This window comes from Crocosphaera sp. XPORK-15E (assembly GCF_034931425.1).
Taxonomy (GTDB): Bacteria; Cyanobacteriota; Cyanobacteriia; order Cyanobacteriales; family Microcystaceae; genus UHCC-0190.
The window spans coordinates 179,548-206,322 of sequence record NZ_JAYGHQ010000004.1 but is presented as its reverse complement, the minus strand read 5'-3'; the positions used below and the strand labels follow the sequence as shown (position 1 = coordinate 206,322).

Annotated in this window: 20 protein-coding genes; 7 read left to right on the top strand and 13 right to left on the bottom strand. The window is 36.4% G+C overall.

Annotated elements, in window-relative coordinates; translation table 11 throughout:
* From VB691_RS05065 to VB691_RS05030, 8 genes are all read right to left on the bottom strand, one after another.
* Positions 1-1,581, bottom strand: coding sequence for an NAD(P)/FAD-dependent oxidoreductase (locus tag VB691_RS05065; protein ID WP_323290377.1), 1,581 nt, complete (start codon positions 1,579-1,581; stop codon positions 1-3).
* A 320-nt stretch (positions 1,582-1,901) separates the two neighbouring features.
* On the bottom strand, positions 1,902-4,343 hold the full coding sequence (locus VB691_RS05060; RefSeq protein WP_323290376.1) for an EF-hand domain-containing protein: 2,442 nt from the start codon (positions 4,341-4,343) through the stop codon (positions 1,902-1,904).
* A 462-nt stretch (positions 4,344-4,805) separates the two neighbouring features.
* Positions 4,806-5,900, bottom strand: a complete 1,095-nt coding sequence (locus tag VB691_RS05055) for a diguanylate cyclase domain-containing protein (RefSeq protein ID WP_323290375.1) — start codon at positions 5,898-5,900, stop codon at positions 4,806-4,808.
* Between the two features lie 83 nt (positions 5,901-5,983).
* Complete coding sequence (locus tag VB691_RS05050; RefSeq protein WP_323290374.1) at positions 5,984-6,382, bottom strand: response regulator; 399 nt, start codon at positions 6,380-6,382, stop codon at positions 5,984-5,986.
* 37 nt (positions 6,383-6,419) lie between these two features.
* A complete protein-coding gene (locus VB691_RS05045; protein WP_323290373.1) occupies positions 6,420-7,916 on the bottom strand; it encodes a response regulator in 1,497 nt (498 codons plus the stop codon).
* A gap of 139 nt (positions 7,917-8,055) precedes the next feature.
* Positions 8,056-11,070: an ATP-binding protein gene (locus VB691_RS05040; RefSeq protein WP_323290372.1), complete on the bottom strand. Its 3,015-nt coding sequence runs from the start codon at positions 11,068-11,070 to the stop codon at positions 8,056-8,058.
* Between the two features lie 239 nt (positions 11,071-11,309).
* Positions 11,310-11,918 (bottom strand): 30S ribosomal protein S4, encoded by a 609-nt coding sequence (rpsD, locus tag VB691_RS05035; RefSeq protein WP_323290371.1) that lies wholly within the window; start codon positions 11,916-11,918, stop codon positions 11,310-11,312.
* An 85-nt stretch (positions 11,919-12,003) separates the two neighbouring features.
* Positions 12,004-13,980, bottom strand: coding sequence for an amylo-alpha-1,6-glucosidase (locus VB691_RS05030; protein WP_323290370.1), 1,977 nt, complete (start codon positions 13,978-13,980; stop codon positions 12,004-12,006).
* 241 nt (positions 13,981-14,221) lie between these two features.
* Between VB691_RS05030 and VB691_RS05025 the strand changes: the two genes are divergently transcribed.
* The 3 genes from VB691_RS05025 (at position 14,222) to VB691_RS05015 (ending at position 18,026) form a co-directional block, all read left to right on the top strand.
* Positions 14,222-14,815, top strand: a complete 594-nt coding sequence (locus tag VB691_RS05025; RefSeq protein ID WP_323290369.1) for a pyridoxamine 5'-phosphate oxidase family protein — start codon at positions 14,222-14,224, stop codon at positions 14,813-14,815.
* A gap of 79 nt (positions 14,816-14,894) precedes the next feature.
* Positions 14,895-16,469, top strand: coding sequence for a pitrilysin family protein (locus VB691_RS05020; protein WP_323290368.1), 1,575 nt, complete (start codon positions 14,895-14,897; stop codon positions 16,467-16,469).
* A 99-nt stretch (positions 16,470-16,568) separates the two neighbouring features.
* A complete protein-coding gene (locus VB691_RS05015) occupies positions 16,569-18,026 on the top strand; it encodes a pitrilysin family protein (RefSeq protein ID WP_323290433.1) in 1,458 nt (485 codons plus the stop codon).
* A 51-nt stretch (positions 18,027-18,077) separates the two neighbouring features.
* Here the strand turns inward: VB691_RS05015 and VB691_RS05010 are convergent, their stop codons facing one another.
* From VB691_RS05010 to VB691_RS05000, 3 genes are all read right to left on the bottom strand, one after another.
* Positions 18,078-18,914 carry a DUF3598 family protein gene (locus VB691_RS05010; RefSeq protein WP_323290367.1) on the bottom strand — a complete coding sequence of 279 codons (837 nt, stop codon included), beginning with the start codon at positions 18,912-18,914 and terminating at the stop codon, positions 18,078-18,080.
* 199 nt (positions 18,915-19,113) lie between these two features.
* On the bottom strand, positions 19,114-19,386 hold the full coding sequence (locus tag VB691_RS05005) for a Txe/YoeB family addiction module toxin (RefSeq protein WP_323290366.1): 273 nt from the start codon (positions 19,384-19,386) through the stop codon (positions 19,114-19,116).
* Positions 19,367-19,639, bottom strand: a complete 273-nt coding sequence (locus tag VB691_RS05000; RefSeq protein WP_323290365.1) for a type II toxin-antitoxin system Phd/YefM family antitoxin — start codon at positions 19,637-19,639, stop codon at positions 19,367-19,369. The genes VB691_RS05005 and VB691_RS05000 overlap by 20 nt, the downstream gene beginning before the upstream one ends.
* Before the next feature lie 370 nt (positions 19,640-20,009).
* Here VB691_RS05000 and VB691_RS04995 point away from each other — a divergent pair, with 370 nt between their 5' ends.
* A complete protein-coding gene (locus VB691_RS04995; protein WP_323290364.1) occupies positions 20,010-20,435 on the top strand; it encodes a hypothetical protein in 426 nt (141 codons plus the stop codon).
* 240 nt (positions 20,436-20,675) lie between these two features.
* Complete coding sequence (locus tag VB691_RS04990; protein WP_323290363.1) at positions 20,676-21,011, top strand: XisI protein; 336 nt, start codon at positions 20,676-20,678, stop codon at positions 21,009-21,011.
* 366 nt (positions 21,012-21,377) lie between these two features.
* Here the strand turns inward: VB691_RS04990 and VB691_RS04985 are convergent, their stop codons facing one another.
* Both VB691_RS04985 and VB691_RS04980 read right to left on the bottom strand, forming a co-directional pair.
* Complete coding sequence (locus VB691_RS04985) at positions 21,378-24,233, bottom strand: NACHT domain-containing protein (protein WP_323290362.1); 2,856 nt, start codon at positions 24,231-24,233, stop codon at positions 21,378-21,380.
* Between the two features lie 111 nt (positions 24,234-24,344).
* Entirely contained in the window at positions 24,345-24,764 is a 420-nt protein-coding gene (locus tag VB691_RS04980; protein WP_323290361.1) for a hypothetical protein, read from the bottom strand.
* A 185-nt stretch (positions 24,765-24,949) separates the two neighbouring features.
* Here VB691_RS04980 and VB691_RS04975 point away from each other — a divergent pair, with 185 nt between their 5' ends.
* Both VB691_RS04975 and VB691_RS04970 read left to right on the top strand, forming a co-directional pair.
* Complete coding sequence (locus tag VB691_RS04975; protein WP_323290360.1) at positions 24,950-25,993, top strand: M48 family metalloprotease; 1,044 nt, start codon at positions 24,950-24,952, stop codon at positions 25,991-25,993.
* A 20-nt stretch (positions 25,994-26,013) separates the two neighbouring features.
* Positions 26,014-26,700: a COP23 domain-containing protein gene (locus VB691_RS04970; RefSeq protein ID WP_323290359.1), complete on the top strand. Its 687-nt coding sequence runs from the start codon at positions 26,014-26,016 to the stop codon at positions 26,698-26,700.
* The last annotated feature ends 75 nt before the right edge of the window (positions 26,701-26,775 follow it).

Sequence of the window (26,775 nt, the reverse complement as noted above, 5' to 3'; positions counted from 1 at the left end):
TTAGGTTTTTTGTAGGGGTAATTCATGAATTACCCCTGCGGTAGCTGATAGCTTCTGTAAAGAATTAATCACAACTTGGGCAGCTAAACGCCCCGTTTGGGCTGCCCCATTCATATAACTATAATACTCCTCACTAAATTGTTCTCCTGCAAAAATTAAATTATCAATAGCAACATTTTGAGCTTCCGTTAAATCCTCAGATTCTCTGTAAACATAATTAGTAAATTTAGTGAGTTGTCCAGGTTTAAAATTTGTGTACGCGCCTTGGGTAAAGGGTTCTTGTTGCCATTGCGATCGGTAAAATTTTCCTGTAGAAGCTAGTTGCAGGCCATTGACTTGATTATCTAATTGTTTAATCAGAGTTTTAGCTAATAATTGATATTCTGGATCTTTAGGATCTAATACTTCTTGACTTCCTAGATAAAAGGTGAGAATTTCTGATGAAGATTCCCAAATTTCAGAAGCCCCAAAATCTGTCCAAGCTTCTTGAGTAAATCCTTTGTTTTGTCGCCATTTAGGTTTGGTAAATGTCCCTAATATTTTCTCATTACTGCCTAATGAAACTTCTTGAATAAATGCTTTTAATTCATCAGGAAGATCAACTTGTAAATCAAGTTGACGTAATAGATGAGAAGGAATGGCCAAAATAACATAATCTGCTATAATTTCAGTTTTATCTTGAAAAGTTAAAATAAATTGTTTATTATCTTTTTTGAGACGTTTTAAAGGTTTATTCTTTTGAATTTGTTCTGATTCTAATTGTGCCACTAACTGGTTAATTAGTTGACTACTCCCCCCTTCAATGATATAGAGTTCATCACTATTGCCTAAAACTTCGACTTTATTATCACTAACTTTCAAAAGATTAATAATAAGTTGTAAGGCTGAGGAATTTTCTGGTTCCACGCCATATTCTGTGCGAATTGAACTTTCTAATAAAGCACGAACAACAGATTGTTCTATTTTATCTGAGTGATTATCTAAATATTGAGTAACAGAAAGAACATCTAAAGTAGGGGCAAATTTTTCAAAATCTTTGTCGAGTTTAGACCCATCATCAGCAATTTGTTTAGCTATGGGTTCTAGGAGTTTCCCTAGGTCAGATTCTGGCCATTGTTTCCCTTCATAATAATAAGCAACTGGGGGATAAGGAGAAGACAAAATTTGTTGCTGACGATTAATTAATTTTATTCCAAGGTCTTTAACTAACTCAAGCATATCCTCATGATCTGAGTTAATAAAAGTTCCCCCTAGATCAAAAGTATTTTGTTTATTTTTAACGGTGTAAATTCTTCCTCCAACACGAGAACTGGCTTCATAAATTGTGGCATTAATACCTATTTTTTTGAGATGATAAGCCGCATTTAGTCCGGCCAAACCTGCCCCAATTATTACTATTTTTGGTGTCTGATAACCAAAAACAGAAGAATGACGAGGCATATTGATAGCAGCGAGGGCAGTTCCACCCCCTAAGATAGCAGTTTTTAAGAAGCTTCTTCTCGTCAATTTAGGCAGGTGTTTAAATGTGGGTGAATGATTTAATAAGTCAATTAGACGGGAAAAAATAAGGGTGTGCGGCATATTTATTTAATCCGAATATTTCTTATTTATTTTAACATAGCGGACTAAATTTTAGGTTGCCTAGGCAACCTTTGTTTATCTAGCTTAAAATCTTAAATTTCCCTCCTGCCTCCTGCCTCAGACTAAGTGTTTTAGGACTTGACGTGAAAAGTAAGGTTCAATAATAGCTGATGAAAGGCTCGCTTAGGTGGGCTTTTTTTTATTTCACTTTTACCACTTTGTGGAATTCATAATTCATAATTAATAACAAACTAAATAAAAAATTAGAGACGCTATAAAAAACGTCTCTAATAAAAGATTAGGAGAAAAATCAATTAGAACTAATGAGCTACTGTTCTAAATTGCTCAAAGATTTGGCAAAACTCCTCATAACTTAGTTCATGATCGCCGCTGGTATCAGCTAACTTTAACATCTCCTCAATTTCAGAATCAGAAAGTCCTGTATCAATGTCTCTCAAACATAACCGTAATTCTTCGAGACTAATGTTACCAGATCCATCTGTATCAAAGAAACGGAATCTTTGCAACATGGCATCTTCAGGCGTATCCTTTAAATCTCGATGAATTAAGTTAGTAAATTCCACAAATGTGAGACTATTACTATTAGGATGACCCGTAATCAAATCCATGACTTCCCGTAATCTTTCCGAGGAATAAGAACGGCCAACCGCCCTTAATAAAGCGTGCAATTCGGCAACTGATAAGGAATTATTGCCATCCTTATCAAACTTCTTGAACGTCTGTTCATAGAAAGCCATTTGCTTTTTATCAATGGTTCCAATATTACAGGAAACCCCTTCTTTTCCTTGAGCAATCGCGTCCAAATGTTCAATGGCACTCAAGGTATAAGCCATGGTTTGCCACAATTGATTCGGATTGGAATGAGTCAGGATTTCCTCTTCTTCTTCAGGAGTAATCGAATATTCTTCCCGAATTGCCTGAACCGTTTTCAATTCTTCGGCTGATAACTTTTTCAGCACTTCATTGAAGTAATCAAAAGATTTTTGTCCCGTCATGACATCAAAGATATCTAAAACCATTGCCTGATGGGGATGATCTTTTGATGACTCAACAACCGTATCCAAAAGGGCTTGACGATAGCTTTCTTGACGCAACCAATCTTCATGATTTTTGCGGTTAATAACATCAAGAACACTGGGATTTTCAACCTCAAGTTCCGTGACAATTAACCCATGTTCTTCATCCGTAATATTCAGTTCAACCCGCATTTGTCGGAAAAACTCAAGACTACCAGCAATGTCAATATAGCCCTCATTTAAGGCTTCTTTGAGAATTCCCTTATAAGCTTGTAGTTGTTTTTGCTTATCGAATCCAGGTAAAATCTTGGCGAGTACATAAACTTCATCAACATTTAGATCATCGAGGGAACGACCATCCAAAAATTGAGAAATGTTGAGTTTTAACTTGCCTAACTGTTTCCGTAAACGATTTGCCAGCCCTTCTCTTTGGTAAACAGAGGGATTTCTCGGCCAAGTCCGATATAACCATAACCCACTACAAACTGCCATTACCAGAGGGAAAAGGTAACGTAATTGGACGGGTAACAATCTTACAAAGTTACTGCCACCAAAGATGAAGAAGAAGTTGAAGATAAAGAAGGTACAGAGGGTAAATAATCGATGACGAATGATCTCGTTAGTTACCAATTTATGGTTACGAAAACGATAGGCTTTGTAGAATTTTTCAATTTTACGCCCTAGATAATAACCCACTAAACCAAAGACACCAATAGTTAGGGGTGCAGCAATTAGTTTGGGAATGGGAATGGACTGATTAAAGATGTAAAAACCTGGGTTAAATAAAGTATCTAACTGGTTTTCTTGATGGGCCCAAGCAGCGGAAAGTAGATATTCCCAATTACCTGCAAACAGAAAAGGATAAACAAAATAACCAACCGTTAGACCAACATAAGCATAGTAAAGCCATTGAGATTCGGGCTTAACTATAGCATCCCAGTAAGAGCGTTCTGAGTCAATATCTACACAGGGACTATGACAAGCGACACAAGCACTATTTTCTTTCCCTTCTGCATTAACAGTACGACACATAGACTGGGTAATAGCTTGACGCTCTCCCGTATGAGCCGCACTATTAAGGAGTCCTCTCGGTTCCCCAAACACCTGTTCAACCGGGGCCATGGGACAAATAAATTGACACCAAGATTTGCCCGCATAAAAATAGTTAAACACCATGGCAGAAGCAATGGTTGCTAACAGAAAAACTCCCAAAGAAAGTCGATTAGAATTGTAAAACAAAATTCGACCGGTTATACCTACATATAACAAAAATAATTGTAAATATAGGTGATTGCGAGCTAACCAAGAATTAGGATCAACTTTAACTAATTCAGAACGGGTTTTTCCGGTGGTAGGATCGACCTTTTTCCGATGTCTTTGAAATCCCAAGGCACGGGGCAGTTGGGACATAAAAGATAGGGGACAAATCCGTCGCCACGCCTCAAGGCCGAGTACCATTACCGCAAAGACACCAATGGGGACAATGAAGGCCCAAAACATGATTGCACCAACGGCATAGGGAACTTCTTGCATGCAGTTCCCTTGAATCTTCACACATTCTAAGGCGGTAACGTTGCTGATGCTTAGCGGACTCCAAGTATTTTCGGGTAGAGTAAACCAATAAGAAATTGGGTCATAGAATAGAGAAGCAATGATTAAGAGCCAACCGAGAGCTAATACCCATCGCACTCGGTGCATCTGTCGTTCTGGAATTTTGGCAAACATAAGCAATATAGTCCAACTTCATAGAGATAAAAAAGACCTATCCAGGTTTATGTCACACTGGATTTTGAAAAATTCGCCAGGGTTTATTTTTCAATAAATCCTAACGACATCGACGGTTATTACACCTTCAATGTTTTGTTGCACTACTTTACAAACTTTACGATACTTGTCCAAATTTAATAGACATTTAAGGAATTAATTCATGGCAATGGGATAATGTGACAGAGCTAAAAATCTTGTCGAGAGTTTGATCATCCTTAACAATTCACCTTAAGTTTAATTCCATTGGGTGAGACATTTTGTAGCTAATTTTGCTAATTGTTCAAATTTCTGGCTCAAGGACTGATCATGTTAGATTATTTTAATGGGAAGCTAAAGAACGGGGTGCTAGTGCCGCTGCGCGGAAGTCATTCGCCAACCTACCCACTTCCCTGATTTTTATAGGAATTAATAATTTGATGATTAAAAAAATTCCAAAATAAAACGATTTCGCCCTTGATTTTTGGCTTGATAAAGAGCTTTATCAGCAATATTAATTAAAGTCAAAGGGGAACATCCTTTAATGGGAACCATCGCCGTTATTCCCATACTAATTGTCACATAATCACTCACTTGAGAGCGACTATGGGGAATTTTTAATAAGGCAATTTCTTCTTGAATACGTTCTGCCACTTTAATAGCACCATCTGGGCTAGTATTAGGTAATACAATCACTAATTCTTCTCCTCCAAAACGGGCCAGTAAATCAGAGGGTCTTTTTAAGCTTCTTTGAATGGTTTTAGCAAGAGCAATTAAACAGTGATCTCCGGTTTGGTGTTGATATTCATCATTATACTGTTTAAAGTAATCTACATCAGCAAAAATCAAAGCTAAATAACGTCTTTCTCGACATAATCTTTCCCATTCTTGTCGTAAATATTCATCAAAACGACGACGGTTAGCAATTGGCAATAAGGGATCTAAAATGCTTAATTTTTTTAATTCTTGATTAGCTTTTTCCAGTTTAGCATTAGTTTCTTTTAGTTTAGCAGTTCGTTCGGCAATGATTTTTGCTTGGTCACGGGTTAAGATTTCTAATTGTTTATTAAGTTCTTCAAGTTGTACCCTTTGTGCTACTAATTTTTGATCTTGCAGATAACTATGTAAGGCTTCAACGATGGTTAATTTTAAATCTTCTGATTGCCAAGGTTTAGCCACATATCGATAGAGTCGGGCATTTTTAATGGCATTACTGACTGCTTCTAAATTAGCATGACCTGTTAACATTATTTTTAGGGTATTAGGAGACATTTTATGAATGCGTTTTAAGACTTCATCTCCTTTGATATCAGGCATGATATAGTCTGACAAAACTAAGGCAACTTGACATTTATCTTTCATTAAATCTTCCATTAATTCTATGGCATCTTTTCCCCCTTCTGCTGTTTCGATAATATATTCATCTCCTAGCACTTTTTTAAGTTCAATTTTTAAACTATCGAGAACGGTTACTTCATCATCAATACAAATAATGATGGGTTTATCTTCCTGGGGTTGATCTTTATTAATATTAGTCATTTTAGTTAGATTAGTAAACAGTAATAGTCAATTATAAATTGATCAGGAATGTGAAAGAATAAAACAGGTCTGCTTAAATTCACTCATGAGAGTTCTCCTAAACCAGATTTGATCTGATTAATTAATTCTTCACTATTCCAAGGTTTATGTAAACAACTGTATAAATTTGCATATTTTTCGGCTTTTTCAATAGCTTTTTTATCTGCTTGGCCAGTTAACATAATTTTGACAATATTAGGAAAGCGTTTATGAACTTCAATTAAGAATTCATCTCCTTTCATTCCTGGCATTAACCAATCAGATACAATAACTAAAATATTAATGTTATCTTCTTGTAATTCCTCAATGATTTCTAATGCTTCATCCGCACTTTCAGCCGCTTCATATAGATAGCTGTCTTGGAATTCTTTTTTTAGTTGAATTTTCAAACTATCTAAAATAACTTTTTCATCATCAACGCATAAAATAACAGGTTTAGACATGATTAACCAACTCCTTAAGTTGCTAATTTATTTGATTTTAATGCTTATCTTCTGAAGTTTCTAACTCTTTAATTTCTGATTCTTTACTAACTTTATTTGATGATTCCTCCTGAGTTATTATGGGAATAGACACGGTGAATGTGGTTTTACCTGGAATAGAAAAAACTTTGATTTTTCCGTCATGTTTCTCCACAATTCTTTTAACAATATCTAAGCCTAAACCACTGCCTTCTCCCGCAATTTTTGTAGTAAAAAATGGTTCAAAAATACGGGGTAAAATGTTGTCTGGTATTCCTTTCCCACTATCAGTAATTTTCACTAAAATCATACCATTTTCTTGCTGTACATCAATTTTTAATGTCCCTTGATAGTCCATTGCTTGGAGGGCATTATGAATCAAATTTGTCCAGACTTGGGTTAGTTCATCAGCATAGCAGAAAATGGGAGGTAATTGTATATAATTTTTAATAACTTCGACCCCTTTTTTGATTTGATTATGATATAGTGTTAACACAGTTTCAATGCCATTAATTAGATCCCCTTCCATTTTTTGTGTACCCAAATCATAGCGAGCATAGGATTTTAAGGCAAAGACAATTTTAGCAGCCCTTTCTGTTGCTGTTTGGATGGTTTCTGTACTTTTTCTTAAACTAAAAAATTGATAAGCTTTGTCCATAATTTCCAAGCCGTCTGGTTGTTGAAATAAGGGCAAAATTGGAGCTAATTTATCTTCAGAAATTCCTAAATCAACTAAGGTATCAGCAATGCGATCGCTTTGTTTAATCTTATTAGTATCTAAGGTATTTCTTAACTCTTTTTTTAACTGACGTTTTTCTCTACTTGATAACCCTTGAAAGGAAGGATATCTTAATAGTTCTAAAAAATAAGGTTGATTATCTGGGGAAATTGTTTGCCAAAAATTTAAGATAATTTCTATATCTCTTTCTAAAAAATATGTTAAATTTTCTACTGAGGAACGGATCGCCCCCAAAGGAGTATTAATTTCGTGGGAAATTCCAGCTATTAATTGCCCTAAAGCTGCCATTTTTTCGGATTGAACTAATTGATTTTGAGCTTGTTTTAAATGTCGATATGCTGTAGCTAATTTATTGTTTTTTTCCTCTAAATGTTGTTGTAGTCTACTAATTTGTAAGTGAGTTTCTACCCTAGCAAATAGTTCTTTTTCTTGAATAGGTTTACTCACATAGTCAACCCCACCCATTTCAAATGCTTTCACCTTATCTAATACTTCATCTAAAGCACTGACAAAAATAATCGGAATGTCTTTAGTTTGGGGATCAGCTTTCAGCTTTTCACAAACTTCATAACCATCCATTTCTGGCATCATTATATCCAATAAAATCAAATCTGGGGGCAAATTTTGGATCGCAGTTATGGCTAATTTTCCACTAGGAATTGGTCGAACTGAATAACCCCTTGCCTTAAATAAATCTACTATTAATCGTAAGTTAATAGGAGAGTCATCAACGACTAAAATATGGCCTTTATTGTTATTATTTGTTGTCTGAGTCATGATGGTTGGCAAGGATAGGAAAAACTTACTATGATTGATTAATTATACTACAATTAATCATTTTAGGACTTACGCCAATGCTCTATAAATTATGTTTTTTGTAAAGGCAATTCATGAATTACCTCTACAGGTAAGTCGTTTATTGAATTAAACTGAGTAACTTCTCATACTCAAAATTATCGATACAATGATTGATAGCTGTTGCCAAAGTTGGATCATTTTCTTGAATTTCTTCAACTAAGCTAGAAATTGTCATTAGATCTACATTAATAATTGCCTGTTTTAAGCCAGTGATCCAGGTTTCAGATAAATGGGCCATGGTTTGAGAATTAATTAATTTTTCGGCATTAAATACCGTTGTTTCTGCTTCTATTTTCTCATCAGTTTGATAGATAAATTCTGCCCCAATTTGTTTCTCCATAGCATTAAAAATTTCTGCCTCCCTAAAAGGTTTACGAATAAACCCATCACACCCTGCTGATAAAACCACTGCTTTTTCTTCTTCAAAGACACTAGCAGTCAAAGCAATAATAGCTGTTGCTTGTCCCTTTATTGTAGCTTTAATGCGCTTTGTTGCCTCATATCCGTCCATAATAGGCATTCTCATATCCATCCAAATAAGCTGAGGTTCCCATTCTTCCCAAATTTGTATGGCTTCTTCCCCATTATTTGCTGCTCTTACTTCAAACCCTAATGGTGTTAATAATTTAATCATTAATTCCCGGTTACTCCAACGATCATCAACTACTAAAATCCGGTATTTTGGCTGATTTGGTTGTAACCCAATGACTTGTTTTCTTCTCTGAGGTTGTTTATCAATTTCTGTTCCTTCAACTTCTTCAACCTTAATATTAAAGCGGAAAATTGTTCCCCTTCCTACTTCACTATTAACGGTCATTTCTCCCCCCATTAAATGCACAAATTGGCGACTAATAGGCAACCCTAACCCTGTCCCTTCATGGGAGTCTTTTCCCGTTTGGGTTTGCATAAATGCTTCAAATAAATTATCTAATTCATCCACAGAAATACCAGGGCCAGTGTCTTCAATTTCCACAATAATCATTCTCTCTGAAAATAAAAGTGTATTGTCTATTTCTTGGGGTTTATCTGTGTCAACAAAGGTCAATTTTTCCCCACGAACCCTGAGAGAAACTCCCCCTTCTTCGGTGAATTTTAAGGCATTATTCAGCAAGTTAATTAAGACTTGACGTAACTTAACTTGATCTGTCTTAATATATTGGGGAACATCAGGCGATCGCTCAAATAATAATTGTAGTCCTTGTTCTTCTGCTTTAAACTGAAACATATCTTCTATATCATCTAAGAGACGATAAAAATCGAAGTCTTTTTTGTTAAATGTGATTCGTCCTGCTTCAATTTTAGATAAGTCTAAAACTTGGTTAATAAGGCTCAGTAAATGTTCTCCACTACGGGTAATAATGCTCAAATTTTCTTGATGATCTGTCTGTAATGTTGGGGAACGGCGCATCACTTGAGCAAACCCTAAAATGGCATTTAAAGGAGTGCGTAATTCATGGCTCATATTGGCTAAAAATTCACTTTTAGCACGGTTTGCTGTTTCTGCTTTATGGGCGGCTTCTTGCATAGCAGTATGGGAAAATTCTAAGGCAGCTAATAGTAAAGCATCTCGTAATTTTTCGGCGGCTTCTTGTTCAAATGGTTGCCAAGGAATTGCTGTTTCTTTGACTGTTTCTTTCCAAAGTTTAAAAGATTGGCGGGGTGAAAGATATATTTTACCTTCTTTGTCTAATGATATACTTTGGTTGGGATCACCAGCCCAATTGACGGTTTTAACTACTTCTGGTCGAAACCAAATAATATGATAAGAAGCATTATTGAGTAAAATTGAAATTTCTAAAATACCACTAGCTTCTGTTTTTATTGCTTGTCCTTGAGGGTAAATTTTACTGAGTTTATGGGTAGCAAATACATTTTGTCTCTGATGGGTTTCTAACCAGATAATTAAGTCTCGAATAGCTGATTTATGGGGGGTATTTCCTACTAAAGTAATACTATCACCATAACAGATGGCTACCCCTTGAGCATTGACTAAATTTAGTAAGCTTTGACTTTCATGATGAACTAATCTAGTGAGCAGATTAATTTCATTATTTAGAGGAGTTTTCAGATAAATTTGTAGCTGTTTAATTAGATCTCCTTGCTGCCAATCTTTTGTTTTTTGAGCAGTTAATAAATGATCGATCACAGATTCTGCTAAAAATTCACATATCTTCCGAACTTCATAACTAATATATTTAGGTGAATAGTGATGACAAGCAATAATTCCCCAAAGTTTATTATCTTTAATGAGTCCCAAAGACATTGAGGCCGAAACCCCCATATTTTTCAAGTATTCTACATGACAAGGGGAAAAACTTCTTAAACCTGATAAACTTAAATTTAAGGGCTTATTGGTCAAGGAATTTTGCTCAGGAATAATGGCAACAGGTTCACCATTGACATTAGAAATTAATTGTAATAAACTCTGATGATAAAGTTCTCTAGCTGCGGGAGGAATATCAGTTGCAGGAAAATGTAAATCTAAAAAAGAATTAAGTGTGACAGCTTTTTCTTCCGCAATAACGACCCCGCTTTCATCTTCTTTAAATTGATAAACCATCACCCGATCAAATCCTGTAATATAGCGAATTTCTTGAGCTAATTTCTGGGATAACTCCCCTAAATTATTGCCTTTTTTAATTCGTCCATAACAAGATCGAAATAAATGATAAAATGATAAATGGGAAGCTTGATAAGGATAACCAGCAACTTCTAATTCTAAAATTAATCCCTCTGGTTGTCGTCTTAAAACCCCTTCAAAAACCTCTGATTTTTCGTCAAAATATAGTAACAGTTTAATAGGATTATACCACTCAAGGTTGTCTCGATGAAGGCGATCGCGGATAATATCTAACTCTGACTGACGAAATAATTTAGCGATATTCTGATCAATTAAAGACTCCGCAGCAACCCCAAAAAATTGCTCTGTATTGTCACTAACTTGAGTTATGATTAACTCTGGTTCTTGTAAAACAAACAGCACCCCTTGACCCTGAATTGAGTTAGGAAACTGTAGACAATTCCTACTAATATCTGTTATAATATTTTCATTAATAATATGATTAATTGTCATTGCTTCCTCTCCCAATTAATGAGCAAAATTACCTACTTAGAATAATAGAATCCGTAGATATTAGACTTTGTTTTTTTTTTTAATAAAAATTTGTCAGTCCAAAATCTTCCCATCTCATTCCTGATTATAAAATGGGCGGTTTAAACAATAGATATAATGCAATGATTATTATTTTCTTTTAATAATTCTTGATAAATTTACTAAAAAAAGTGGACAACCCTAGAGTTGTCCAACAACTGTTATACTTTCCGAGAATAATACTCAACCACAAGCAATTCATTAATTTGTATTGCGATCCATTCCCGTTTAATGATATCGTTCACCTTCCCTGTGAGGGTATTTTTATCAAATTCTAGATGTTCAGGAAGGTTAGCTAAGCCTGGATATTCCATATTCGCTGCCACTAAGCGGCGAGAATTATCCTTATTTCTGACAGAGATCACATCTCCAGGGCGACATTGATAACTGGCAATGTCCACCACTCTACCATTAACGGTAACGTGGCCATGATTAACTAGCTGACGGGCCCCTGGAATAGTTCCAGCCATACCCAAGCGAAACACGGTGTTATCTAGGCGCATTTCCAGAAGTTCCAGTAACTTCTGTCCAGTAGAACCAGTAGCGCGACGGGCCTTCTTAACATAAAGAACTAACTGTTTTTCTGTGACCCCATAGTTAAACCGCAGTTTTTGCTTTTCTTCTAGTCGAACGGCATATTCTGACCGTTTACGACGGTTTTGGCCATGTTGACCAGGTGGATAAGCACGACGGGGGGTTTTTCTGCTTAAACCTGGTAGTTCTCCTAGTCTTCGTACAATTCTTAGCCGTGGCCCTCTATAACGAGACATATAAGCGACTTTCTCCTAATAAACAATATATTCCAAAATTACCATTATACCAGTTTATCGAGGAACAGGAAAGGGAATCTCAACCTTAAGATTCATGAATTTTCCTCCAAACCCGCAACACTTCCGCCACACTCCAAGCTTGAGCAAAACAGCCTCTCGGAGTCATGGGAGCATCTCCATCAAAAATTTCGCTAATATTACCAATACAAGCATCATTAAGATGATTGGCCATCGGTTCGAGGAAACTTTTAGCCAGAGTGCGATCGCCATAAACCCGCCAATGGGCCTGAACAAAATGGCCGATTAACCATCCCCAAGCAATGCCTTGATGATAACTGCCATCCCTTGACACTTGATCCCCTCCATAATGCCCCTTATATTGATGATGGGTAGGACAAAGCGATCGCAGTCCATAGGAAGTAACCAAAGTTTTCGCCACCGTATCCACCACCGACTTTTGTTGTTCCATTTTTAACAATGGGGGGGCCGTGTTAGTTTGGGGTAAAGAAACAGCAAAAATCTGATTAGGGCGTAAGGACTTATCATGGCCCGTCGGGGTATCTAATACATCATGACAGTATTTTAAAGAAGGATGCCAATAGCGTTGAAACCCTTTATGAGTATTTTGGGCCATGCGTTGATATTCCTGGGAAGATTGCCCTAAAATCTCAGAAAACTCGACCATAATAATTAGGGCATTGTACCAGAGAGCATTAACCTCAATGGGTTTGCCTTTACGGGGAGTAACAACCCAGTCTCCAACCTTTGCATCCATCCAAGTTAACTGAGTCTTCTCTTGGCCCGCATAGATCAGATGATCACTATCTAAATGAATATTATAGCGAGTTCCCTGACGATGCCAGTCTATGACTTCTTGCAGTAGGGGATAGAGATGGGTTAGTAAGGCGATATCTCCGGTAGACTCATAATAGGCCCGAATCGCTTCAAAATACCAAAGAATGGCATCTACTGTATTATATTGCGGGGTTTCGTTATCATCAGGAAAGACATTGGGTAACATTCCCCCATCAAGATATTTAGCAAAGGTACTGAGGATATGATGGGCAATATCTGGCCTTCCCGTAGTTAAAGTTAACCCTGGTAAAGCGATCATAGTATCTCGTCCCCAGTCAGCAAACCAAGGATATCCTGCAATAATGGTTTTGCCTTCAGGGTTAAGGGTTAAAGGGCGATCGACAATAAATTGATCAGCGGCCAAGACTAATTGCTGCATCCAAGGAAGGGAAAAAGAAGGACAACGCTTGAGTAAGGCCGCTTCATAATCATATCTTTCCTGTAAGGCCTGATTTCCCTCTAAGATCAATTCTGGGTTAGTCGTAGCAATAATGGTGAGGGAATCTCCTGGTTGCAAAACTTGATTAAAAGTTACAGCATGGTAATGATCATCTCGATCCCATAATCCCCGATATTTTTCCATAGGCAGATCAAAACCTAAATGCCAGTGATAATGTTGAGATACTTCTGCTCCTTCTGCCATTATATAGAAGGGTATCGCATCAGGAAAAGCTCTGATACACACACCTTGAGCCATTTCATTGACGGACATTTTCCATTGGCCCGACTGGGTTGTACCATGGTGATCACGGTAGTTAATTAAAGCTTTAATGGAGAGATCAAGGGATTTGCTGCCCCGTTTAAAGGTATAACGAATATATGTAGTATTGCTTCCCTGCTGCATCCAAATTCGCTTTTCAATCAAGGCATCTCCACAAGCAAAAGTCCAAACCGGGATTTTTCCCTCTAAGCGAAAACTTTCGATCTGTAGATAACCTTGAGGGGAAACTGTGCCATCAAACCAACGATTGGTAAAACAAGGATATGTCTGATAATTATATTGAATGGTTTCGTCGAGTTTAGAAAGCAGTAGGGTTCGTTTCAGGGGAGGATTCAAAGCAGCGACCAATAACCCATGATAACAACGGGTTAATACTCCCGCAATTGTTCCACAACCATAGCCCCCAATGCCATTAGTAATCAACCATTCCCGTGATTGAGCAATGTTCAAATTACCGCAGATCTCTCGTCCATAGTTAAAGGTCATGTATTTTTAATCGCTTAAATCTCCTGATAATCAAGATTGTATAAGGGTTTTAAAGATGGGGTCTGTTATTTAAGTAAGTTTTATTATTCTAAAACCCTTAAGGGTGAAGCGATACACACAAAACCAAGCCTACGCTGCTTCAATTCACCCCTATTCTAAAACAACACACTGTTATTTTTATATCTTAAGATGTATTCATTAATGTTTTCTAGTTACCTGATTCAACTTTGAGGGAATCATCATGGCCAGACAATTTACCAAAATTGCTTTTACCGATGGAGTCAAAAAAATCCAAGAACATTATGGTTCCAGAGAAATGTATGAAAATGTTGCTAAACGAGGCGTTTCTGAAGATACTTTAACCCCTAGAGAAATTGACTTTATTGCTGCACGGGATAGCTTTTATATGGGAACTGTTAATAGTAATGGTTGGCCTTATATACAGTTTCGGGGAGGTTCAAAAGGATTTTTAAAAGTCTTAGATCCTCAAACATTAGGTTTTGTAGATTTTCAAGGTAATTTACAATATTTAACTGTGGGCAACTTATCAGAAAATGATCGGGTTTTCTTATTTTTGATGGATTACGCCAATCGCAAACGTTTAAAAATATGGGGTCATGCCCAAGTTATTAGTGATAACCCAGAACTTTTAAATCAATTAGCTGATCCAAATTATGAAGCTGAATTAGGGCGAGTTTTCTTGATAAAAATAGAAGCATTAGACTGGAATTGTCCTCAACATATTCCCCTTCGTTATTCAGAAGAAGAAGTGACACAAATGCTTAAACATCTTCAAAAAAGAATTAAGGAATTAGAAGCTAAGTTAGGAGAATGATAATCAATCACGTTCAGACTTATCCAGAGCAAGTTATCCTAGAAAAGAACCAATTAACCTTAACCCTTGCTACTCATCTATGATCATTAAATTTTGCAAGCGATCGCCTTTTATTTATTGCTCTATCATCATTTTAAGCCTTCTGTTACTATTGTGGGGTAATAAGCCCGTTTTGGCGCAAACGACTGCCCCTGGAACCCCTTCTTCCTCAATTACGCCCTATTTAAACCGGGCCATTGAAAAGATAACAGAATTTAAGTTAGACAATGGCATGAAATTTATTGTCATGGAAAATCATGATGCCCCCGTGGTTTCTTTTGTCACTTATGCCGATGTTGGGGGAACAGATGAACCTTCTGGCAAAACAGGGGTCGCCCATTTTTTAGAACATTTAGCCTTTAAAGGAACCACACAAATTGGCACGACAAACTATACTCAAGAAAGTCCTTTATTAGACCGTTTAGATCAATTATTTACCCAAATGAAAGCGGCTAAAGCAGCAGGGAAAAAAGAGGAAGCTCAAAAATTAGCCGAAACTTTTGAAAAAGTACAAACTGAAGCATCACAATACATTGTACAAAATGCCTTTGGCCGCATTGTTGAAACCGCAGGAGGCGTTGGTATTAATGCGGCCACTTCAGCCGAGTCTACTGTTTATTTTTATAGCTTTCCTTCTAATAAATTAGAGTTATGGATGTCCTTAGAATCAGATCGTTTCTTAGATCCGGTTTTTCGGGAATTTTATAAGGAACAAGATGTCATCTTAGAAGAGCGTCGAATGCGGACAGAAAATAGTCCCATTGGAAAGATGGTAGAAGCGTTTTTAGGAACTGCTTTTACTGAACATCCTTATAAACGTCCGGTGATTGGTTATAACGAAGATATTAGTAATTTGAGCCGTGAAGATGTTCAACAATTTTTTGATACTTATTACGGCCCTAGTAACATCACAATTGCCATTGTAGGAGATGTAACGCCGGAACAAGTTAAAGAATTAGCTCAAGTTTATTTTGGTCGTTTTCCTGCTAAACCTGCTCCTCCCAAATTGACGAAAGTTGAACCAAAACAAACAAAAACCCGTGAAGTAACCTTAACCTTACCTTCTCAACCTTGGTATTTAGAAGGCTATCATCGTCCCGCTTTAAATCATCCTGATAATGCAATTTATGAAGTAATTGCTACTTTGTTAAGTTCTGGTCGGACTTCCCGTTTATATCAATCTTTAGTGCAAGATAAACAAGTCGCTTTAGTGGCACAAGGATTTAATGGATTTCCTGGGGATAAATACCCGAATTTAATGTTATTTTATGCTCAAACTTCACCTAAAGCAACCGTTGATCAAGTGGCTGATGCCTTAGCCATAGAAATTGAAAAACTGAAAACTCAACCAGTTTCTGACCAAGAATTAGAACGGGTAAAAAATCAATTACGGGCTGGTTTATTGCGGTCACTCGATTCTAATTTAGGCATGGCTAAAGCCTTAACGGAATATCAAGTAAAAACTGGCAGTTGGCGCAATTTGTTTGACCAATTACAAGCCATTGAAGCGGTAAATGCTGCGGATATTCAACGAGTCGCTAAAGAAACCTTTACCCCAGAGAATAAAACCATTGGTCGCATTTTATCCCAAACAAAACCCCCGACTGATAAGTAATAGTTAAACTGCTTCTGTTTAAACTATTACAATGTATCGAAAATTGACGACTAAACCACAAAAGAAAAGTTACTTAATTTATCCATGACTCAACACTCACTGACTAAACGTTTTCGCTGGTTAGGCATCATTTTGATGACAACCTTGTTAATTTTACTATTTCGTTCACCAGCTATTGCCCAAACCCCTCGTCATTACAGCGACTTAACCTTTCCCCCCTTAAAAGAAATTTCCATCCCCAAATACGAACGCTATGAACTTGATAACGGGATGGTAGTCTATTTAATGGAAGATCATGAACTACCCTTAATTAAGGGAACCGCCATGATTCGCACAGGGTCACGGTTAGAACCAAATGATCGCCTTGGGTTAGCAGAAATTACCGGAACGGTGATGCGAAGTGGGGGAACAAAACAACATTCCCCTGCTGAATTAAACGAACTCCTAGAACAGCGGGCGGCCCAAGTTGAGACTGGTATCGGGACAACATCCGGTAGTGCAGGGTTTAATGCTCTCAGTGAAGACATTGATCTGGTTTTTAAACTGTTTAGTCAAGTCCTTCGAGAACCCGCTTTTGACCCAACTCAATTAGAATTAGCTAAAACCCAAAAACGGGGAGAAATTGCCCGTCGTAACGATGATCCAGATGATATTGCCGGTCGAGAATTACGTCAACTCATCTATGGCAAAAATAGCCCCTATGGCCGCATTGAAGAATACGCCACCATTGATAATATTACCCGTGAAGATATCATCGGATTTCATCAAAACTATGTGCGTCCAGATAACATGATTTTGGGCATTGTGGGAGACTTTGACTCCAAAAAGATGAAAACCCTAATTCAACAAACTTTCGGCGACTGGAAACCTGCCACCCCTACCCCTGCCGTAACTATCCCCTCAGCCGCACAAAAATACGATTCAGGGGTCTTTCTCGTGAATCAACCCCAATTAAATCAAAGTAGCGTTTTATTGGGTCATTTAGGGGGACAGCTTGACAGTCCTGATTATCCTGCCTTAAGTTTAGTTAATGGGGTCTTAAATGGCTTTGGCGGTCGTTTATTTAATGATCTGCGATCGCGTCAAGGTTTAGCTTATACTGTGTATGGTTATTGGAGTGCTTCTTATGACTATCCAGGGTTATTTATTGCGGGAGGACAAACCCGTTCTGAAACCACAGTTCAGTTTATTCAATCATTAATGAAAGAAATTGAACGGTTAAGAAATAGCCCTATTACTCCAGAAGAATTAAGCTATGCCAAAGAATCTATTTTGAATTCTTTTGTCTTCAAATTCGAGAACCCTAGTCAAACTTTATCCCGTTTGATGACCTATGAATATTATGGTTATCCCCAAGATTTTATTTTTAGTTATCAACAGGGAGTCAAAGCAACAACTATTGAAGATATTCAACGGGTTGCCCAAAAATATCTTCAACCGGATCAAATTATCACCTTAGTAGTGGGTAATGAGGAAACTATTAATCCCCCTCTTTCTCAATTAGGAAAAACGGTTAAAATAGTTGATGTTACTATTCCTGAAGGGAATAAAAGTTAACAATTGACGGTTCGTAGGGGTAATTCATGAATCACCCCTACAGATTCCTCTTTAACCAACTTTATGTTCAATTACATGAGTTGAAGTTACCCAAGCCCCACTAGCATCATAACTACGAATTAATCGCTGACGTTCGGTTTCATTTAATAACCAACCAACCTCTACTAAAAAAGGTTCTCTGAGTTGATATTTTAAGGGAGCATTACTCGATGCACCATCAGGCAAAAATAAAATTTCTCTAGAATTAATCCCTTCATTAAATATCAATTTATGTCCTTCTATTTTTGCTTTTGATGTAATAGTTTTAGTTCCAAAAGATAGAGTTTGTTGTATATAGTTATCATCAATTTTTTGAACATCTAAACAAGTTGAATAACTCTCTGATGAACTCAAGTCTGGGTAAGCAGTACAGGCTATTCCTTGCCATTTTCCTAATAATTTATCTAAGGTTAAGGGGGGACGCTCTTGGACACTTGTACCGCTACGAAATTCCCGAATTAAGGTAATATTAGATAAGTCTCCTTGACGGTCATAAAGTTGAACGCAACGTAAGCGACGATCTTCATTAATAAAGCCAAATTCTGCCCCAAATTCAGCAAAAGGGGCTAATTGTAAGGAACCTTTAGAAAAAGCTCCAGTATCAAAAAAAATTGCTTGTTTACCGAGGTGACGATATTCTTGGGAATAGTCTTGAGTCGGGGTTTCATCATAACCACCAGGGCCAAAACGACGGACTCTAAACTTTACTAATTGGTTGTTTTCTGCCCCTTCTAAACTAATAATTGAAGGAGTAGAACCCAGTAGCTCCCCATTGGGTGAAATTTTGGTAAATGATCCTTGCCATTCCCCCAGGTTTTTAAGAAAATTTTCCCACTTGCTGCCTATCATTATCGCATTTTTAATAATATGAACAATAAAAATATTAGCACAAATCCTGTAATTTTTCTAGGGGTAAAGTAGCAAAAAACTCTTGTCAAACTTGACTTGACATGATATTATATAGATAATGGAAAATCTTTGCGCCTGTATACCCTAATTAGAGACAACTAAAGTTTACTTCCTGAATTTCTGAACAGTTTTATTTTTCTTATTGAAATTGATCGTAATGACCCCCAATAGCAAAAATATAAATATAGTGGTCATCAAATTTGTAAATTAGTCTATCTTTTTGACATAATCTTCTTGACCAAAACCCAGTAAGATTATGTTTTAAAGCTTCGGGTTTACCAGTACCAATACTTGGATCTCCCCGTAACATTTCTTTGAGTAATTGACAAAGAGTTTTGTGTAGTTTTTGATCTTTGTTTCTAAGTTCTTCGTAGATTAACCAAGTTTTGCCCTCAAATACCAGTGATCTCATCTAATTCCTCATCAGTCGGTAAGTAACCATTTCCTTGTGTATGGGTTTTTATTGAATCATAAATTTGCTGCATTAGGTGATTATTTTGCAGTATATAAAGTGTTTCTTGTTCTCGTTCCCAATCTTCAGCACTAATAATAACAAAATCCTCTCCATTGTGAGATTTAACTTTAAGGGGTATGTGTTGACTGATCACTTGTTCGACAAAGTGCTTTATGTTTTTCCTAAATTGATCAACATTAACAATATTCATTACGCTCTTAATTTTATGGTGTTTCCCTATATTATAAGCTGTTAATGACTGTCTACTAAGTTAACTCTTAAAATCAACAAATATTATTAGCAGGATATAATGAGCAGGAGATTACAGAAATCAAAAGTCTCATACAAAGGTGGGACAAAGCAACTTATCCTACTCTAGCCAATAGTATTGTAGATCATGCAGATAGACATAATTTTAAGGGTAATTATTTAAAATATCTGAGAAAAGCTGCTAATTTTAACAAAAAAGGAGCGAGAAAAGCCAATTTACCTAATGGAACATTGAGATGGAATAAAGGAACTGAATTTATAATAGAAAGAGACAATAAAATTATTTCTTACGGTGAAAATTAGAATAAATTATGCACAATTTAGATAGTTCTAACAAAGCTGATAATATACTAATGACGAAAGGATATATTGAGCAAATTTTAAATCAATTAATCCTTGACTATCAACATACTCATGAAGAAAGGGCTAAAATTACTCTATGGGAAGAAAACCAAGAATTTAGTATCTTAGGGATTATTGAAATGTTAACGGATACTATTCGAGGATACGCTTTTCAAATAATAAATAATAATTCATTGGAAAATCATAAAGCAATTATTAATGAATTAGAAAAATGCAAAATCTTTGAAATTCCTGAATTTACTCAATGGTATTTTTCATCAGAATTTAATTATCCTCAGAGCAAAAAATATGTAGAAAAACTGAACTATTTGCGCTTATTAATCATCGAATATATCAGGGATATAAAAGCTGTTAGTAACTGTCTACTAAGTTAACTCTTAAAAACCCTAAATTGATGTACAAAACCCCTTGTCAAACTTGACTTGACATGATATTATATAAATAATGGAAAATCCGTGCGCCTATAACCTCCTATTGGAAGCAACCAAAGTTTATTTTCTAAACAGCCATTTCATGATTACATGAATCAGAATAATCCTGGTAACAATAATTTTCACTTATGCCAGCCAAAGATATCTATCATGATACAGTAAAAAATGCTTTAATTAATATGGATGGATAAGTTGACACAATTTTATGAGATTATTTATCCTATTCTTAAGGAATATGCCGATCTTCCTTATCGTTATCAAAATCTTAAACATAAATTAATCATTAGTAATGATCACAAAGATTATCTATTAATGACTATTGGTTGGGATGATGATGTCAAAGTACATGGCTGTTTAGTTCATTTAGAAATTATTGATAATAAAATCTGGATTCATCGAGATGGTTTAGAGGATGGTATTGCTAGTGATTTAGTCAGAGCAGGTATTCCTAAAAGTGAGATTGTTTTAGCTTTTCATCCCCCAGATGTTCGCAAGTTTACAGAGTTCGCTATTAGTTAAAGTAATGTTTTGTCAGTCATCCTTAGATTAAAAACCCTAGCACTAGATATTCTTGTACTATTTGCTCAGTCATTTTAGGGTCAAAACTATAGCACTAGATATTCTTGTACTATTTACTCAGTCATCTTTAGGTTCAAAACCCTAGCACTAGATATTTTTATACTATTTTTCTAGGGCGATCGCTGATTAAAGGGTTTGTCAGAAAAGACTACCGCTAAACATACCGTAGGGGTCAACGGCCGTTGACCCCTACATAACGGAAAAATTTATGTAACAAAACCCCTTGTCAAACTTGACTTGACATGATATTATATAGATAATGGAAAAGCCTTGCGCCTATAACCTCCTCTTGGAAGCACCAAAAGTTCATCTTTGAAACAGTCTTTTGATAAACCTCTTAACAGGAAAATAGCGAACCAAGTTGGGATAGACAGGAATATAAGGTAGGTTATGGCGACTGTACCGAACGTTCAGTTTACGGGCAATGATAAAAATATCCTTCTCATAGATATCAATATTCCAATTGTTGATAAGTTGCTGCAAAATTTCTGGACGCTCTATCTTTCCTAATGCCTCTGCTGCAAAGCTTCTAACGATAATATTAGAGTCAGTCAGTGCCAGAATTAAGGCGTTAAACGCCGCTTCATTGCCTATGTTTCCTAATTCGTCTGCTGTAGGCCATCTAAGGAGAATATCAGAGTCAGTCAGTGCCAGAATTAAGGGGTTAACCGCCGTTTCATTGCCTATCTTTCCTAATGCCTCTGCTGCAAGCCATTGAACATAACCATTAGAGTCAGTCAGTGCCTGAATTAAGCCGTTAACCGCCGTTTCATTGCCTACCTTTCCTAATGCCTCTGCTGCAAACCATTTAAGGCCACTATCAGAGTGGGTCAGTGCCTGAATTAATGCCTTAACCGCAACTTCATTGCCTATCTTTCCTAATGCGTATACTGCACGCCTTCTAACGTCATATTCAGAGTCAGTCAGTGCCTGAATTAAGGGGTTAACCGCCGCTTCATTGCCTATCTTTCCTAATGCCTCTTCTAAACTGCTTCCAGCGTAATATTCAGAGTCAGTCAGTGGCCGAATTAAGGGGTTAACCGCCGCTTCATGTCCTATCTTTCCTAATGCCTCTGCTACATGGCTTCTAACGTAACTATCAGAGTCAGTCAGTGCCTGAATTAAGGGTTTAACCGCCGCTTCATGTCCTATCTTTCCTAATGCCTCTGCTGCATGGCTTCTAACGTTAATATGAGAGTCAGTCAGTGCCTGAATTAAGGGGTTAACTGCTGCTTCATTGCCTATATTTCCTAATGCGTCTAATGTTTCTGCTACAATGCTTCTAACGTAATATTCAGAGTCAGTCAGTGCCTGAATTAAGGGGTTAACCGCCGCTTCATTGCGTAATGCGTATGCTGCACCCCATCTAACGGAATATTTAGAGTGAGTCAGTGCCTGAATTAAGGGGTTAACCGCCGCTTCATTGCCTATCTTTCCTAATGAAATAAGCACTGATGTAATAAAATCTACGTTAGGATGCTGTCGCCAAAAATCAGTAATCTCTTTTACTATTTTCTGCGTCAAAGCATCATCTTTTTGCTGCGTTTGCACTTCCGTAAGACATGAACCAGCTAATAACAACATTGTCTTAAAAATATCATCCTTTTCTCTACGAAGCTTAGTTAATAAGGGCTGAGGATTTTTTAATAAACCTGCCACTAAAATAATGGTTTCATGCCAGTCATATTGCCAGAAATGAGGGTGAATTAATTTAATTCCTTCTTTTTCATTCTTTTCTATCTCTATCTTTAAATAAGAGGCTGTAAAATATTCTTGAAAGGTACGATGTAAGAATAAATATTGATTTACTTCTGCTGATAAGGTTTGAATAATGCCATCTTCTTCTGTTAATTCTTTAATTAAATCTTGTGGTTGTTTATTACTAAAATCTCTATGATCGGTTTTGTTTAAATATTCGTTAATTTTATCGGATAATTCCCTACCGGAAAAAACTTCTTGATTTTGACAACTAAATTGATAGGCTAAATATTCTAATAAATTTGTTTTAGCAATAACCCAACCATCATCTAATAATTTCCTTTGATTATCTTTTGACCATTGACTTAAAATATAATTAACTGCTTTTTGATATACTTGGGTACGTCGTGCAGGTAAAGTTAATCCTTTACTTTGATATAAACTACATAATAAAGATAATAATAAGGGATTTTGTGCTAACCCTTGTATTTGGGGTTTGTTTTTTAATTCATTAATTAAACCTGCTGCTGAAACCGTATCATTATCTAAGTTTCCGTCCGCATTATTAAACCAAGTTTCGATATATTCTGCCGTTTTTTGATCATCAAAAGGTACAATTTCAACTTCTTTGGCACCATCAATAAAGTTACCCCCATATCCGACAATACGGGAAGTGCAAATAATGGGACAAGGATAATTTTTAAGAAAGCGATTTAACTTTTGACTTAACTGTAATCTTTGATCTTTGGGGACTTCATCTAAAGCATCTAATAATAATAAACATTTGCCTTGTGTTAATTTTTCTTGTAAATAGTCTTCAATTTTATCAATAATTTTAGGATAGTTTACTTTGAGAATACTGGGAATAATATCAATTATTTCTCCTGTTTGTTTTGCTAACTCTGATAAACGTATAAATAAGGGAATAATTACCTGATCAACTTGTGTATTTTGTCCCCTTTGTAACTTTTCTAATTGTTCCTTAACGGCGGTTACTACTTCCATGCGTAATAGGGTAGATTTTCCCATACCTGGATCAGCAAGTACCATGATTTTTTTATGGTCTTTTTTTGCTGCTTTCCAGTCAACTTTAGTTTCTATTTCATCCTTGAATCTTTTAGTAGCGTAAGCATCTTTTGAATCTAGATCTAATATTCCATAATTTCTGATGGTTTCAATTTGATGAGTAAAACGTCTTTCTAAAGTAACTTGAATGGGAATATATTGATCTTGTAATTTAATTTGTTTCTTGGTGTGAAAGAGTTTAATATATTGATAGTTTTCTTTGATTTGTTCTAAAGATTGACAATACAAATCTTTTAATTCTTCTTGTGTTAGATTAGGTTTAGATTTAGGTTTATCTTGAGTGTTGTTGTAAATATTTATAGTATTATCCTTGATGGTATTTACTCCATCCTTAGTATTAATACCTTGCCAATTTTCATTATTTTCTTGATTTTCCATTGGTAATACAAACGAATGTTTATCAACTAAATTTTAAGGTAGATGGTGGGTTACGGTGGATAATTGATTACTAAATTAATTGAATAGGCGATCGCCACCTAACCCACCCTACTAATTAATTGTTAAAGTGTTATTTTGAATGGTATTAACTCCACCTTTAATATTAATACCTTTCCAATTTTCAATGATTTGTTTTGCTTCTGAATTTTCTTGAATCATTTTTCCTAAATCTGCGATCGCTTGTTTAATCTCATCATCAGAATTAGCCACTTCTGTAATATCCTTAATGATATCTGCTTCAATATAATCTTGTGGTTTTTCAGCAGCTTTGTCTAACTTAGAACCCTTGTCAGGAAATTTACTTTTTATTAATGCTAATACCTTATTTCCCTGTCCTAAAATACCAGTGGCCAACTGCTCACCAACTTTAGTAACAAGTTTTTTCTTTGTTTCATCTAACATTGGACTCAGAACAAGTGTTGAAACAAAAGCTACACCTTCAGCTAAAAGAGTTAATGCTTCCATATCCATAACTAGCCATAATGATATCTGAACGAAATTATAGCAGTAATTTTTGGGTGTCAGCTATTAGGTAGCCAGATTAATCATCTTGTAAACCAAATATTAAGAATATCTAACAATTTCTTTTTTGTGTGTTACGATGCTGTAAGTATTCGCAATTCACAGTATCGTCTGGTTAAAATTTTTTAATAATCATGAAACCAATTCAAAATAAACCAAAATTAAGAACCCTAGTGGGCAGCGTCTTATCCCTCACCTTATTATCGAGTCAATCATTAGTTTTAGCTAATCCCAAGCCCGCTAGTTCCCCTAACATCCATCCAATTTATAAACAAGCACAACAAGAACTACCCAAAAACTATTTTACAGTTTATGCGATCGTTGATCGCATTGCTAGAGCCAATGGTTTAGATAACAAACCTTGGCGGATAGTCGTCACCTCTAACTATGAAATAAACGCCTATGCTTCCGACACCAACTTACTAACCTTTGAAGCTGGTTTAATGGATCAATTAGAGGGAAATGCTTCTGCTTTAGCTTGTGCAATTGGACATGAAATGGGACATCATGTTAAACAACACTTAGGATATGGCCCAGCAAAACAAGAACAGGCAAGACTAGAAGAACTTCAGAAAGCAGAAAAAGATAAATTAATAGCAGAGCAAGATGCTCAAACACAAGCTGCATTAGGTGCTGGTGTTGCTGTTGGTGCTTCACAAGCAGCTAGTGCGGTAGGAGGTACTGGTGGGCAAATTCTTGGAGTTTTCGGTATGTTATTGGGAGGTGCTGCACAGCAAAAGGCCCAAAACATTGAGCAAATCAAAGCGGACATAGAAAAACAAGCAGAAGAAAGATATAACCAACGCTTAACTGAAATCAGCCAAGGACACGAATTAGAAGCCGATGAATTAGGCTATATTTATAGCGTCAAGGCCGGTTTTGATCCCAATGGTTGTCTTGCGGTAATGGATATTTTAGGCAGAATGCCCGGCGCACAATTAGACGCAGGAAGTCATCCAGCACCGGAAAAACGCGGCGATAAAATCAAAGCTTTAATGACAGAATATCCTCCTGAAACTTTGAAAGCTGAAGGAAAAAATTTGCTCTCTGCTAAATCTACTCCTTTGCAATATCAGACATTTAGTTATCAGGTAGAAGGGGGAGGAACTTTTGCTGGTTTAAAAGTTTTACCGATTACTGGTACTACCGAAGATGATTTAGAAAACTACCTGAAATAGTAATTTTGTTGGGAATAAAAATGAAAACTCTCTGCTCAAAAAAAACATCTCTCGCCATCATAGCGACAGGAATATTTACTACCTTAATCGGTGTCACCTCTCCTAGTTATGCTCAGTCAGTTCAGTTTGAGTGTGCTACGGATGAGAAAAATATTCCGACTACTTATGCTCAAACGGAAGGAGGTATTGTGCAAATATTCAAATGGACAAGTACCTTTTTCAATCCTCCTTATACTCCGATTCAAAGATGTCAAGAAGTGGCAAAACGCCTCAATCAGTTTCAACCAGATCATTTAGTAGCTGGAAAAGTCAATAACTATCAGGTTATTTGCGCTGGAAACGATTGTGATCCTAACGGTTCTAATATTCTTTTGACATTGAAACCCAATCAAGATCCGGCTCAAGTCTTAGCCGAAATAGACAACACTAGAGATGCTGCTGGAGGGCCTTCTATGCAGTTAGGTGGCAGTTCCAATGGACAGAGAAACCCACAAAAAAACAGTAATTTAGAGAGAACTAGAAATGGTTCCGTATCACTAAATTTAAGGGGTTATATTCAATCTGCGCCGAAAATTCCCCTCAATCTTTCTGGAGGAGCTAACACCAATAATAATAGCAATATTTCTCCAGATCTTAATCAGCAACCCATAACTGTTCCTTCTAATACGGGTAAACCTCCTAGTTCATCCCGTGGTAGAGCTTGGTAAGTTAAAATTAGGGGCGGGTTTGTAGGGGCGGGTTTAGCCAAAAATGTTGTTACCTAACCATCTATAACTATATAA